Below are 13,097 nucleotides of genomic sequence, written 5' to 3'. Positions count from 1 at the left end.
GCACGAGGCCAAGTGCGTTACGCAATCGTGCTGTTGCGGGCCCGTCCCTGGTCCTCCCTGCTTTTTCCTTGCAGTTCACGGGGGAGAGAGGGAGGCGAAGAGGGCAATTCGCCGCAGCTCGGTGGATCGGGTTCCACTCCGGCCTCTTGACCTCCCCGGAGCGACGGAGCTAGCTTCCGGGCAACTTCACTGAAACATTTCACCGCCGGTGATCCACCCGGCGCCCTCAGCCACTCTCGTGCGCTCGGCACGGCCCACCCATGCACACTCACGGAGACATGCAATGACGCATCCTGAACCGGAGACCACTCCGGTGCTCGCGCTGGAGGGGGTGAGCAAGTCCTTCGGCGCCGTGCGCGCCCTGCGCGGCGTCAGCCTGCGCCTGTACGCCGGAGAGGCGCACGCCCTCGCCGGCGAGAACGGCGCAGGCAAGTCGACCCTGATCAAGGCCCTCGCCGGGGTGCACCGGCCCGACAGCGGCACGGTCCTGCTCGACGGCGCGCCGGTGGAGTTCCACGGCCCCGCCGACGCCCGGGACGCCGGCGTCGCCGTCATCTACCAGGAGCCCACGCTCTTCCCCGACCTGTCGATCGCCGAGAACATCTTCATGGGCCGCCAGCCGCGCCGCTCGCTCGGCCGCGTCGACCACCGCGCGGTCAAGGAAGCCACGGCCGGCCTGTTCAAGCGGCTCGGTGTAGCGCTCGACCCGGACCAGCCCGCGCGCGGCCTGTCCATCGCCGACCAGCAGCTCGTCGAGATCGCCAAGGCCCTCTCCTTCGACGCCCGCGTCCTGATCATGGACGAGCCGACCGCCGCGCTCACCGGCAGCGAGGTCGCCCGCCTCTTCGGTGTCGTACGGACCCTGCGCGAGCAGGGCGCCGCCGTGCTGTTCATCTCGCACCGCCTCGAGGAGATCTTCGGCCTCTGCCAGCGCGTCACGACACTGCGCGACGGCGGCTTCGTGGCCAGCGAGCCCCTCGACGGACTGACCGAGGACGACCTCGTACGCCGCATGGTCGGCCGCGACCTCGACGAGCTCTACCCCAAGCAGGACACCGAGATCGGCGAGGTGGCGCTCAGCGTGCGCCGGCTGACCCGCGAGGGTGTCTTCACCGACGTCTCCTTCGAGGTGCGGCGCGGCGAGATCGTCGGCCTCGCGGGCCTCGTCGGGGCCGGCCGCAGCGAGGTGGCCCGCGCCGTGTTCGGCGTCGACCGGTTCGACGGCGGCGACGTCGAGGTGCTCGGCCAGAAACTCAAGCCCGGCGCCCCGAGCCTCGCGATGCACGCGGGCCTCGCCCTCGTCCCCGAGGACCGCCGCGCCCAGGGCCTGGTGATGGACATGTCCATCGAGCGAAACATCGGCCTCACCGGCTTCGCCGACACCAGCCGCGCCGGACTCATGAACCGCAGGGCCGAGCGCAGCCGCTCCCTCGACTGGTCCGTCAAGCTCCAGGTCAAGTACGCGCGCCTCGCCGACGTCGTCGGCACCCTGTCCGGCGGCAACCAGCAGAAGGTCGTCCTCGCCAAGTGGCTCGCCACCGGGCCGCAGGTCCTCATCGTCGACGAGCCGACCCGCGGCATCGACGTCGGCACCAAGGCCGAGGTGCACCGGCTGCTCTCCTCGCTCGCCGCGGAGGGCGTCGCCGTCCTGATGATCTCCTCCGACCTGCCGGAGATCCTCGGCATGGCCGACCGGGTGCTCGTCATGCACGAGGGACGCCTCACAGCTGAGCTGAGTCGCTCCGCTGCGAATGAGGAGACCGTGATGGCCGCGGCTACGGGGAGGGCTGCCTGATGTCCGCCCATGCGCCGTTGGTTGTTGATCGTTCGTGTGCGGGTGCGCGTGCTTCGTGGTTGCTCGCGCCGTTCCCCGCGCCCCTGAGGGACGTATTGGTGGCTGCATCATGACTGTTACCGCCCCACCCGTGCGGGAGGACACCGCACCGGAACCCACCGCCGGGCGCCGTCTCATCGACAAGGTCTTCAAGGCCCGCGAACTCGCCGTGGCCGGCGTCCTCGTCCTGATGCTGCTCGCCACCCAGGTCTCCAACAGCGAGTTCCTGTCCGAGCAGGGCGTCAAGGACCTTCTCCTCAACGCCACCATCCTCGTCCTCGTCGCCACCGGCCAGGCCGTCGTCGTCATCACCCGCAACGTCGACCTGTCCGTCGGCTCCGTCCTCGGCATCTCCGCCTTCACCGCCGGCGATTACCTCCAGGGCGGCGGCAGCTCACTGATCGCCGTCGTCTACGCGGTCGCCATCGGTGCTCTCTTCGGCGTGCTGAACGGTGCCCTCGTCAGCCTCGGCAAGGTCCCCGCCCTCGTCGTCACCCTCGGCACCCTGTACGTGGTGCGCGGCATCGACTCCATCTGGGTCGGCTCGCAGCAGATCGTCGCCGCCGACCTGCCCGACTCCTTCGTCGACTTCGGCCACGACGGCCTGTGGATCGTGCCCTACCTGGCCCTCCTCGCCGTCGCCGTCCTGCTCTGCGTCGGCTACTACCTGCGCAGCTACCGCAGCGGCCGCGACATGTACGCCCTCGGCTCCAGCCCCGAGGCCGCCACCCTCGCCGGCGTCCCCGTCCGCAAGCGCATCATGACGGCCTACGTGCTGTGCGGCGCCCTCGCCGGACTCGCCGGAGCCCTCTACCTGGCGCGCTTCGGCAACGTCGACTCCGCCACCGGCAACGGCTACGAACTCACCGTCGTCAGCGCCGTCGTGGTCGGCGGCGTCGCCTTCACCGGCGGCTCCGGCACCGTCTACGGCGCGGCCCTCGGCGCACTCCTGCTGACCTCCATCAACAGCGTCCTGCCCGCCATCGGTGTCAGCTCCGTCTGGGTCACCGCCATCAACGGCATCCTGCTGCTGCTCGCCATCGCCGTCGACCGGATCCTGGCCCTGCGGGTCGCCGCAGTGCTGCGCAAGCAGGCCGCACAGATGAGGAGCGCCCGCCATGCCTGAGACCCTCCAGAAGGCCATGCCCGACCGCCTCAAGAACGCCGTGCGCTGGGACACCGCGGTCGGCGCCCTGCTGATCGTGCTGCTGCTCTGCTCGTTCTCGTTCGTCGACAACTTCGGCAACGCGCTCAACATCTCGTTCCTGATCGGCAACACGCTGCCGATCGCCCTGATCGCGCTGCCGATGACGATGCTGGTCATCTCCGGCGAGGTCGACCTGTCGGTCGGTTCGACGGCCGGACTCTCCGGGGCCGTCATGGGCGCCCTGTGGAACCAGGGCATGGCCATCGAGACGATCATCCCGCTCTGCCTGCTCCTCGGCGTCGTCTGCGGACTGATCAACGGCCTGCTCGTGACCCGACTCGGCCTGCCCTCGCTCGCCGTCACCATCGGCACCATGGCCGCCTACCGCGGCATCGCCCAGATCGTCCTCGGCTCCGACTCGGTCACCGACTTCCCGACGCAGTACCTGGACTTCGGCGCGGGCCGCTTCGGCGACACCTTCCTGCCGTACGCCGCTCTGCCGTTCGTCGTCCTCCTCGCCATCGCCGTAGTCGTCCTGCACGCCACCCGCGTCGGACGCTCGCTCTTCGCGATCGGCGCCAGCGAGGAAGCGGCCCGCTTCTCCGGCGTCCGCGTCAAGCGCCTCAAGCTGTCCATGTTCGTGACGACGGGCGTGCTCTCCGCGCTCACCGGCGTCTTCTGGGCCCTGCACTACGCCAGCGCCCGCTACGACAACGCCACCGGGCTCGAACTCTCCGTCATCGCGGCCGTCCTGCTCGGCGGCATCGACTTCGACGGCGGCAAGGGCACCCTCGGCGGGGCCATCGCGGGCGTCTTCCTGCTCGGCTCGCTGCAGAACGTGATGAGCCTGCTGAACGTCTCCGCGCAGTCCCAGATCGTCGTCACCGGCGTCCTCCTGGTGATCTCCGTACTCGCCCCACGCGTCGGCCGCCAGATCGCCCAGGCCAGGGCCCGCCGCAAGACCGCCGACGCCGCCCCGCCACCTCCGGTGCCGGCCCCCTCGTAAGACGCGCCCGCCCCTCATCCCCGTACCGCCCACCACTCGTAAGGAACCGCCATGTCCCGGACCGTCACCGCCAGAACCCGTCGGCTCACCGCGGCCCTCGCCGTCACCACCGCGCTCGTCCTCGGCGCCACCGCCTGTGGCGGCACCACCAAGGACGACGCCAATAAGGAGGCGGCGAAGTCCAACGCGGCCGGCAAGGCCGACCCGAACGCCGCCACCAAGAAGGGCCTCACGGTCGCCTTCCTGCCCAAGCAGGTCAACAACCCGTACTTCACCACCTCCGACAACGGCGGCAAGAAGGCGGTCGAGGAGCTGGGTTCGACATACAAGGAGGTCGGCACCAGCAGCGGCACCGACACCTCCGGGCAGGTCTCCTACGTCAACACCCTCACCCAGCAGCAGGCCGACGCCATCGCCGTGTCCGCGCAGGACCCGGGCGCCCTGTGCACCGCACTCAAGCAGGCCATGAAGAACGGCGTCAGCGTCGTCACGTACGACTCCGACACCAAGGTCGACTGCCGCAACGTGTTCGTCTCGCAGGCCAGCGCCGAGGACCTCGGCCGCACGCAGGTGCAGCAGATGGCGAAGCAGATCGGCAACAAGGGCGAGATCGCGATCCTCTCGGCGGCCCAGACGGCCACCAACCAGAACACGTGGATCGACTACATGAAGGACGAGCTGAAGAAGCCCGAGTACAAGGACATCAAGCTCGTCACGACCGCCTACGGTGACGACGACGCCCAGAAGTCGTTCCAGCAGACACAGGGCCTCCTCCAGGAGCACCCGAAGCTGAAGGGGATCATCTCCCCGACCACCGTCGGCATCAAGGCCGCCGCCCAGTACCTGTCCGGATCGAAGTACAAGGGCAAGGTCAAGCTGACCGGCCTCGGCACCCCGAACGACATGCGCGCCTACGTCAAGAACGGCACCGTCGACGCGTTCGAGCTGTGGGACCCGGCCAAGCTGGGCGCGCTCGCCGCGCACACCGCCGTCGCTCTGGAGTCCGGCCAGATCACCGGCAAGGAGGGCGAGACCTACAAGGCCGGCGACCTGGGCGAGTTCACCATCGGCAAGGACGGTGTCGTCTCCCTCGGCAAGCCGACGGTCTTCGACAAGAAGAACATCGACCAGTTCAAGTTCTGATCACTTCCTGATCGAGTTCTGAGGAGTGTCGATGCAGCGCGTCTGCTTTCTGCTCAAGGTCAAGGCCGACCGGACCGACGAGTACCGCGCCCGCCACGAGGACGTGTGGCAGGAGATGCGGGAGGCCCTGACCGCCACCGGGTGGCACAACTACTCCCTCTTCCTGCGGGACGACGGACTGCTCGTCGGCTACCTGGAGACGGCGGACTTCGACGCGGCCCGCGCCGCCATGGACGCCACCGACGTGAACGCCCGCTGGCAGGCCGAAATGGGCCAGTTCTTCGAGGAGTTGGACGGACAGGCCCCGGACGCCGCGATGCGGCCGCTCACCGAGGTCTTCCACCTTGCCTGAGCGCGGATCGGTCGGCATCAAGGACGTGGCCCACGAAGCGGGAGTCTCCGTGGGCACCGTCTCCAACGTCCTCAACCAGCCCCACCGGGTCTCCGAACCGACCCGGCGCCACGTCCAGCAGGTCATCGCCCGCCTCGGCTACGTCCGCAGCGAGTACGCCCGCCAGCTGCGGGCCGGGCACAGCCGCATCATGGCGCTGCTCGTCCTGGACATGGGCAACCCGTTCTTCGTGGACGTCGCGCGCGGCGCCGAGCGGGCCGCCCGCGACGCCGGGCTCGGCGTCATGGTGTGCAACAGCGCGCAGAGCGCCGCCGAGGAGGCCGAGTATCTCTCCCTCTTCGCCGAACAGCGGGTACGCGGCGCGCTGATCACCCCGGCCGACCCGAGCGGCGCGACCCTGCGCGACTTCCGCCGCCACGGCATCCCGTACGTGGTGGTGGACCGGGTCGCCGGTGACGAGGAGGGGTGCTCGGTCTCCGTCGACGACGTGTCGGGCGGCGCGCTCGCCATCCGCCACCTCGTCGCCGGGGGACACCGCTCCCTCGCCTTCGTCAGCGGCCCGGCCCACCTCAAACAGGTGCAGGACCGCCGGGAGGGCGCCCTCAAGGCACTCGCCGAGGCGGGCCTGTCCGAGGAACTCCTGCGCGAACTGCCCACGGAGCGCCTCGACGTGGCCGCGGGACGCGACGCCGGCGCCCGTCTCCTCGGCCTGGCGCAGCGCCCCACCGCGGTCTTCTGCGCCAACGACCTGCTCGCCCTCGGCGTCCTGCAAGCCCTGTACGCGGCCGGGGTCAAGGTCCCCGACGACATGTCCATCGTCGGCTACGACGACATCGAGTTCGCGGCGGCCGCCACGGTCCCGCTCACCTCGGTACGCCAGCCCGCCCTCACCCTGGGTACCATCGCGGCGCAGCTGCTGCTCCAGGAGACGGGCGAGCGGGCCGGCGACCACCGGCATCAACACGTCGTGCTGCGACCGGAGTTGGTGGTGCGAGGGTCGAGCAGGGGGCTGAGCTGAGTGCTCGCCGCCCGCCTCGCGGATCACCTCAGGCACGGCCCGGGAGGGCCACGAGGACCGACGGATCGAGCGGGTTCGCCTCGTGGTTCGGGAGCGTGCAGAAGGGGCCGGACGGAACCGTCCGGCCCCTCATGTGTGCGGGTCAGCGCACCGTGCTGGTCACCTCATACCGCCCGGCCGGCAGGCGATACGTGGCCGTTCCGTCCTCGAAGCCGACGAACCGCACCCCGTCCACCGCGGTCAGCGGCGTCCGCCCCTCACGCACCGCGGACGCCGACACCGCCGGCAGGCTCAGGGTCGCCTCGCTGTTCGCCGGGACGACCGCCTCGTACGTCAGCTTCCCGTCCTTGGCCAGCGACCACGCGCTCGTGATCTCGCCGTACGGCGAGAGGTGACGGCCCGTCACCCGCGTGATGGCGCCGGTCGGGTCCAGGTGCGGCCGGAGGCGGAACCGCCGGAAGCCGGGGTGCTCCGGGTCGCGGGCGATGCCCGCCATGTACGCGTACATCCACTCGGCGATCGCGCCGTAGGAGTAGTGGTTGAAGGAGTTCATCTCGACGGGACCGAAACCGTCCTCCTTCGAGTACGAGTTCCAGCGCTCCCACACCGTCGTCGCACCGTTCTCCACGGAGTACAGCCAGGACGGCATGGCGTTCTGGTGGAGCAGCTTGTACGCGAGGTCGGGGCGGCCTTCGTCGGTCAGGACGGGCGCGAGGACGTTCACGCCGAGGAAGCCGACGGACAGGGTGTTCTCCGCGTACTGCACACGGGCGCTGTCCGGATGGGCCGCCTTGTACGCGGCGTCGTTGCCGATGTTGTCCGCCAACAGGCCCACCAGTGACCGGCGTTGGGCCTGCGTGTCGTAGAAGCCGAGCTTGAGGACCCACAGCAGCGCGGACTGGCTGTTGTCCTCCGGATCGCCGCCCATCTGCGGCTTCCCGCCGAGGCTGGACTTCACCGTGATCGTGTCGCCGTCGACCGCTACGTACTTGGCCAGGAACGCGCGCCGGATGTTGCCGAAGAGGCCGTCGTACGTCTTGGCCTCGGCGGCGCGTCCGGTGGCCCGCGCCATCTGCGCCATCAGCTGGACGCTGTAGGCGTAGTACACGTCGCTCATCAGCTGGGTGCCGGTGTTCTGGAACGCGAGCCAGTCGGCGAAGATCGCGCCCTGCCCCGCGTACGTGTCCCCGCCCTTCTGCCGGATCCAGTCGATGTAGCGGACCATCGCGTCCCAGCTGCGGTCGACGATCGTGCGGTCGCCGCTCATCTGCCACACCGTCCACGGCACGATCACCCCGCAGTCGGCCCAGCCGCTGCACGGCGCCGCCGCGTTGTACCGGTTGCCGGGCGCCACCGCCGTGAACTGGGCGCCGTCCACACCGTAGATCTTCTGCGACTCGATGAGGATGGACTCGAACTGGCTGAGGAACGCGACGGAGTCCGTGTTGTAGAGGCCCGTGTTCGAGAAGACCTGGGTGTCACCGGTCCAGCCGAGGCGCTCGTCGCGCTGCGGGCAGTCGGTGGGCACCCACAGGTAGTTGCCGCGCTGGCCCCAACGCACGTTGCTGATCAGCTGGTTGATGGCTTCGTCGTCCGTGGTGAGGCTGCCGATGTCACGGATCGCCGATGTGCCGACCTTGCCGGTGAGACCGGTGACGGTGACCTCGGCGCCGGGCGTCGTCACCTCCACCGACACATAGCGGAAGCCGTAGAAGGTGAGCGAGTCCTGATGGGTCTCGCCGTCCTTCGCGCCCCTGAGGATGTACGTGCTCGTGGCCTTGGCGCTGCGGAGATTGGCCCGGTACAGCGAACCCACCGGGCCGTCCGCGCCCGCACTGTCGTCGTTGAGCATCTCGGCGAACCTCACGACGACTTCGGCGCCCGCGGGACCGCGCAGGGTGTAGCGGGGGACTCCGACCATGTTCTGGGCGAGGTCGAAGACGGCGGTGTCGCCGGGGCGCAGTGCGACCGGGCCCGGCTCCTTGTCGGTCGAGCGGGCCGGGTCCGGCACGACGCGGCCCTTGCCGTTGGCGCTCGACGAGGCGCCCGTGACCTCGCTGTAGACCGTGACGGACTGCGGACGCCGGTCCCACGCGTCCATCAGGCGGGCCGACTCGCCCGGGTACGCGGTCAGCTTCACGTCGGGGAACTTCGCCGCGTAGCCGACCTGTTCGACGTCGGCCCAGTCCTCGGTGTCGAAGCCGTTCGCCGTCCACCCGTCGAGTTCCTTGCGGGCGTCGTACGTCTGGCCGTCGTAGATGTCGTCGGCGCGGTAGGGCCCGGTGTCGGTGGCCTTCCAGCCGCCGCCCGGCTTCGTGACGACGCTCTGCGTGCTGCCGTCGGCGTAGCGGATCAGCAGTTTGGCCTTGAACGCGAGGGGGTTGCCGTCCTTGGAGTAGTACGTACTGCCCTCGGAGACACGGGAGTTGTACCAGCCGTTGCCGAGGACCGCGGCGAGCGTCACCGGCCGCCCGCCCGTGACGCTGTCCGTGACGTCGTACGTCAGGTAGTTCACGGTCATGTCGTAGTTGGTCCAGCCCGGGGCCAGCAGCTCGACGGTCCGGCCCCCGTCCTGCGGGACGGTGACGCGCTCACCGTTCACGTACGCCTCGTAGACGCCGAGCGCGGTCACGTACAGGCGGGCCTCGCTGACTCTGCCCTTGCGCAGCGGCGTCTCGCAGCGGAGCAGTGGCGCGCCCGCCGAGTTCGCCGCCTTGCCCTTCATGCCGATCCACTGCGCGCCGTCCCAGCCGCTCACTCCGTCGGAGCCGAGCAGGCCCGTCTCGAACGACGAGGGGGAGGAGGTGCCGAGCGGCCGGCCCTTCGCGTCCCACGCCGTCACCGTCCAGAAGTACGGGCTGGACGGCTTCAGTCGCGGACCGTCGTACCGGACGGCGACGGAGTCGGACGAGGTCACCCGGCCGCTGTCCCACACGTCGGCGCGCGAGGCGGCGAGCCGGGCGGGCGAGGACGCGACCCGGATCCGGTACGCGCCCTGCGTCAGCCCGCGCCGCTGCGAGTTCAGGCGCCAGCCGAAGCGCGGCTCGGCGGCGTCCGTCCCGAGCGGCCGCACGCGGTGCTCGACGGTCAGTCCGGTGACGGCGCCTCCGCCGCCGTCGGCCGGCGCGGTGGGGGTGGCGGCCCTGGCGGGTGCGGCGCTCGCGAACGTACCGGCTGCGGCCACGACGGGCACGGCGCCCGCGGTCGCGGCCAGCACGGTCCTGCGGCGGATGTCGCTGCTCATCTGTCAGGTTTCCCTTCGACGGTGAAGGTGCTCTGTGATGGTGGGGGGTGCTGCGGTGTGCGTGTGCGTGTGCGTGTGTACGTGTGCGGGTGGAGGTCAGGTGCGTACGGCCGCGCGGGCGTACGGGACGAGGCGGACGGGGCCGGTGAGGCCGTAGTCCTGCCGCTTGTTTCCGCCGAACACGGCGGGGCGGGACACGCGGAGCCGGTTCAGCAGGGTCGTCGCCACCTCGATCTCGATCGTGTTGGCGCCGGGCCGCAGCCGTGTGCCGAGGTCGGCGACGCGGGTGAGCTGGTCGACGGGCGGCAGAGCGTGTCCGTTGACGCGGACGGTGAACGTGTCGAAGACGCCGCCGAGTTCGAGCAGCGCGCCGTGCGCCGCGGTCCACTCCCGGCCCAGACGCACGGTGGTGCGGTAGGTGCCGATGCCGGACACGTCCTCAAGGCCCGGCAGCCGCGACCAGGGCGCGAGCGCTTCCAGCGTCAACTCATGGCGCTCATGGGCGGTTTCGGTCGCGCTCGCGCCCGGCCGCCAGTCGTCGACCGTCAGCTTCCAGGAGGTGAGGACGGTGGGGGGCGGGACCGTGCCGACCTTCGTGGTGACGGTGCGCCCGTTGTCGAGCGTGGTCGTGTACGTGCCCGCGGCCGACGCCCGCAGCTCGAGCCGGCCGCCTTCTCGTACGCGGATGTCGTCGGCCTGCGTCGCCGTGGCGTGCCGCTTCGGCGCGGCGCCGGACGGGCGGGCCAGGACGAGGACGGTGACGGCGCCCGGCTGGAGGTCGACGGTGAGGCGGACCCGGCCGTCGTCGGTGCGCGTGTACAGGGCGACCGGGGTGAGCGTGCCCGTCCACGGGTCGAGGAGGTGGGGGATCGCGCCCTTCACGTGCGAGGTCAGGGTGACGTCGTGCGTGATGCGGGTGCCGGTCGACCCCTTCTTGCTGACCGCGTCGTTGGCGAAGAAGAAGTAGTCGGCGTTCTTGTCGGCGCGGTGCGCGTGCACCAGCATCGACGCTTCGGCGTACTCGACGTCGCGGGTCAGGCCGAGCGCGGCGATGGCCTCCGGCACGTCGGGCCGGTCCGCGACGGTGTGAACTGTCTTCAACTGCTGCAGTGTGGTCAGGAGTTGGCGCAGCCGCTCGTTCTCGCCGGGGCGGGCGAGGCCCGGGACGTGGGCGTCGGCCCAGTCGCCGATGAGGATGATGGGCAGCCCCGCGCGGGCGTAGCCGAGGAGCTTCTCGGCTACGTCGAGCTGGAGCGTGTGCTCCCGGTTGATCATGATGTCGCCGTCGACGAGGAGCGCCTTGGGCGCGGGCCCGTCCGGCGCGAACCGGCCGCCCCGGACCACCGCCGACTTCAGGTCGAGCAGGCGCGGGCTGAGGAACGTGTGCGTCCAGCCGACCGGTACGCCGTCACTGGTGAACCAGGGCGCGCCGAGCCCCGAACCCGCGTAGCCCTTCTGCCGGAGCACCCCGATGTCGACCTTGTTCACGCCGGTCTGCAGAACGCTCTGGACGCGGGCCAGGAAGTCCGCGACCTGCGGGGTGTGCCGCCACAGCGGCTGGCGCGGGCCCCACGCCTCGCCGTATCCGGCGGCTCCCTTGTACGGCGAGAACGCGGCGAACCCGGGCCACTGGGCGCCCGGCGCGTCCGCGTACGCGAAGCCGTGGAAGACGGCCTGGTTGACTCCGGCCGCGTACTGCGTGACCAGCTTCTTCAGCGTGTCGGACCAGGTGGTGGAGTAGGCGCCGCCGGCGGTGCCGCCCGCCTCGTTCGACACGAGCGGCTTGCCGCCCATGTCCCGGCCGCCGGCCAGGCAGCGGAAGTCGTCGAGGTTCTTGAAGCCGAGCGACTCGCCCTCGGTGACGTCCAGGAGCGCCGACTTGTAGATCGCGTCGGTCTCCAGACCGTACGGCTGGATACGCAGCTTCATGCCCAGCGAGTGCGCCCACTTCTGCAGCGGCAGCAGGTGGTGCTCCACGTACAGCTCGGTGACGACCTCCATCACGTCGCGCCGGACCGCCTTGTCGAGCGAGGACTCGAAGCTGAAGACGTACTTCTCCTTCTTCTCGACGAACGTCGCGAGGTGGGGGAGGAGCGAATAACCCATGCGCCGCTCGAACTCGGCGGGCAGTGCGGGCGTCCACAGGGTCGCGTCGGTCTCGATCTCGATGGAGTCCTCGAAGAGGGTGCCGCCCGTGGACCTGAGCAGCCCCCGGATCGAGGGGGTGAGGATGTGCTCCTCCCAGAAGTCGGTGACCGCGCGCGTGCCCGCGTCGCTGAAATGGTCGACGACGTAGGCGAGCGGCGTGGTGTGGTCGCGGCCCTCCGGGCGCTGGCCCGAGCCGCGCTCCCAGTAGGCGACCAGCAGCCAGGTGGCACCGTCGTCGGGCGCGGTCCAGAAGACGCGATCGCCGCTGACCTGCGCGGTGACGTCGGTGACCGTGTCCCGGTCGAGGCGGACGGGTACGGCCGTCGGTGAACTGCCCGCCGTCACCCGCACCGCCTGTACGAGCAGCAGCCGCTGGTCGGTGACGCCTTCCTCGGCCTCGCTCACGGCGGCGGGGACCGGGCCCTCGTAGGCCGTACCCGGTGCGACCACGGCGATCCCGTGCGCCAGTTCGTGGGCGGCGGCCCTGCTGTCCGGCGTGATCGACGGCACCGCGGCGGGCCACGCCGGGCCGATCGTCAGGTCCACCACGACGTCGCGCTTCTTCGCCTCGCGCAGCGCCGCCTCGATCGCCGCCCGCCAGGCCACGGTGCCCCAGCCGTGGCGCACCGTGTCCAGCTGCTCGTCCATGCTGTGCGTGACCGCGGCGATCTCCACCCCACCGAACCCGGCCGCCGCGATCTCCCGGATCTCCCGGGCGATCTCACCGGTGTCGACCAGCGCGTCCGGCCACCACCAGCGGAACTTGGGACGCACGGCCGCCGCCGGATCACGCAGGTCCGCCCCCGGCAGCCGCGCCGTGGAACCCTGCGCGAACGCTTCCGGCACACCGGCTGACGGCAGCGCCGTCGCGGCCCCGGCCAGGGCGCCCATTCTCAGCAGGGTCCGGCGGCGCAGGCTCATGGTTCTCCTCGTTGAACAGACTCGTTGAACAGCCCCGTTGAACAGTTTCAAACGATTCAATGTGGGGTGGAGGAACCTACGTGCAGCCGTGACGCGTGGCAAGAGGCGTGCAGGAAACGCACCTGTGCAAGCGGATTGACAGGCGATGCCGCCTCGCGCAGAGTTGCCGACGGTGTAAGGCGAAACGATTCAAGTCGCCCTGACCGCCGCCCCGGTGGCGCGCCCGTCGCACCGCACTCTCCCCTCGCCCGGACGTCGAAACAGACGCGCAAAGGAGCCGCCGC

The 13,097-nt window shown here is 70.4% G+C and carries 8 protein-coding genes; 6 read left to right on the top strand and 2 right to left on the bottom strand.

What is annotated here, in order from left to right:
- Positions 1 to 283 precede the first annotated feature (283 nt).
- From ABD366_RS07520 to ABD366_RS07495, 6 genes are all read left to right on the top strand, one after another.
- The gene (locus ABD366_RS07520) at positions 284 to 1,795 is read left to right on the top strand and encodes a sugar ABC transporter ATP-binding protein (protein ID WP_324770510.1); all 1,512 of its coding nucleotides are present in this window, start codon (positions 284 to 286) and stop codon (positions 1,793 to 1,795) included.
- A gap of 109 nt (positions 1,796 to 1,904) precedes the next feature.
- Positions 1,905 to 2,960, top strand: coding sequence for an ABC transporter permease (locus ABD366_RS07515; RefSeq protein ID WP_324770511.1), 1,056 nt, complete (start codon positions 1,905 to 1,907; stop codon positions 2,958 to 2,960).
- 16 nt (positions 2,961 to 2,976) lie between these two features.
- Positions 2,977 to 3,987 (top strand): ABC transporter permease, encoded by a 1,011-nt coding sequence (locus tag ABD366_RS07510; protein WP_324770582.1) that lies wholly within the window; start codon positions 2,977 to 2,979, stop codon positions 3,985 to 3,987.
- 51 nt (positions 3,988 to 4,038) lie between these two features.
- Positions 4,039 to 5,130: a rhamnose ABC transporter substrate-binding protein gene (gene rhaS, locus ABD366_RS07505; RefSeq protein WP_324770512.1), complete on the top strand. Its 1,092-nt coding sequence runs from the start codon at positions 4,039 to 4,041 to the stop codon at positions 5,128 to 5,130.
- Between the two features lie 31 nt (positions 5,131 to 5,161).
- The gene (locus ABD366_RS07500; protein WP_324770513.1) at positions 5,162 to 5,482 is read left to right on the top strand and encodes an L-rhamnose mutarotase; all 321 of its coding nucleotides are present in this window, start codon (positions 5,162 to 5,164) and stop codon (positions 5,480 to 5,482) included.
- On the top strand, positions 5,475 to 6,500 hold the full coding sequence (locus tag ABD366_RS07495; RefSeq protein ID WP_324770515.1) for a LacI family DNA-binding transcriptional regulator: 1,026 nt from the start codon (positions 5,475 to 5,477) through the stop codon (positions 6,498 to 6,500). Before ABD366_RS07500 ends, ABD366_RS07495 begins: the two co-directional genes overlap by 8 nt.
- 142 nt (positions 6,501 to 6,642) lie before the next feature.
- On the opposite strand, the gene ABD366_RS07490 is transcribed toward ABD366_RS07495, so the two are convergent.
- Entirely contained in the window at positions 6,643 to 9,744 is a 3,102-nt protein-coding gene (locus tag ABD366_RS07490; protein ID WP_324770517.1) for a family 78 glycoside hydrolase catalytic domain, read from the bottom strand.
- 96 nt (positions 9,745 to 9,840) lie between these two features.
- A complete protein-coding gene (locus ABD366_RS07485) occupies positions 9,841 to 12,813 on the bottom strand; it encodes a glycosyl hydrolase (RefSeq protein WP_324770518.1) in 2,973 nt (990 codons plus the stop codon).
- Positions 12,814 to 13,097 lie beyond the last annotated feature (284 nt).

The organism is Streptomyces kunmingensis (assembly GCF_039533535.1).
In the GTDB taxonomy this organism is placed as follows: Bacteria; Actinomycetota; Actinomycetes; order Streptomycetales; family Streptomycetaceae; genus Streptomyces; species Streptomyces kunmingensis.
The sequence above is the reverse complement of the archived record's forward strand: the minus strand, read 5'-3'. Positions and strand labels throughout refer to the sequence as shown.

What these genes read in the sequence shown, in the direction of transcription:
- ABD366_RS07520 (WP_324770510.1), top strand. Translation starts at nt 284, where the DNA reads ATGACGCATCCTGAACCGGAGACCACTCCGGTGCTCGCGCTGGAGGGG.
- ABD366_RS07515 (WP_324770511.1), top strand. Translation starts at nt 1,905, where the DNA reads ATGACTGTTACCGCCCCACCCGTGCGGGAGGACACCGCACCGGAACCC.
- ABD366_RS07510 (WP_324770582.1), top strand. Translation starts at nt 2,977, where the DNA reads ATGCCCGACCGCCTCAAGAACGCCGTGCGCTGGGACACCGCGGTCGGC.
- rhaS (WP_324770512.1), top strand. Translation starts at nt 4,039, where the DNA reads ATGTCCCGGACCGTCACCGCCAGAACCCGTCGGCTCACCGCGGCCCTC.
- ABD366_RS07500 (WP_324770513.1), top strand. Translation starts at nt 5,162, where the DNA reads ATGCAGCGCGTCTGCTTTCTGCTCAAGGTCAAGGCCGACCGGACCGAC.
- ABD366_RS07490 (WP_324770517.1), bottom strand. Translation starts at nt 9,744, where the DNA reads ATGAGCAGCGACATCCGCCGCAGGACCGTGCTGGCCGCGACCGCGGGC.
- ABD366_RS07485 (WP_324770518.1), bottom strand. Translation starts at nt 12,813, where the DNA reads ATGAGCCTGCGCCGCCGGACCCTGCTGAGAATGGGCGCCCTGGCCGGG.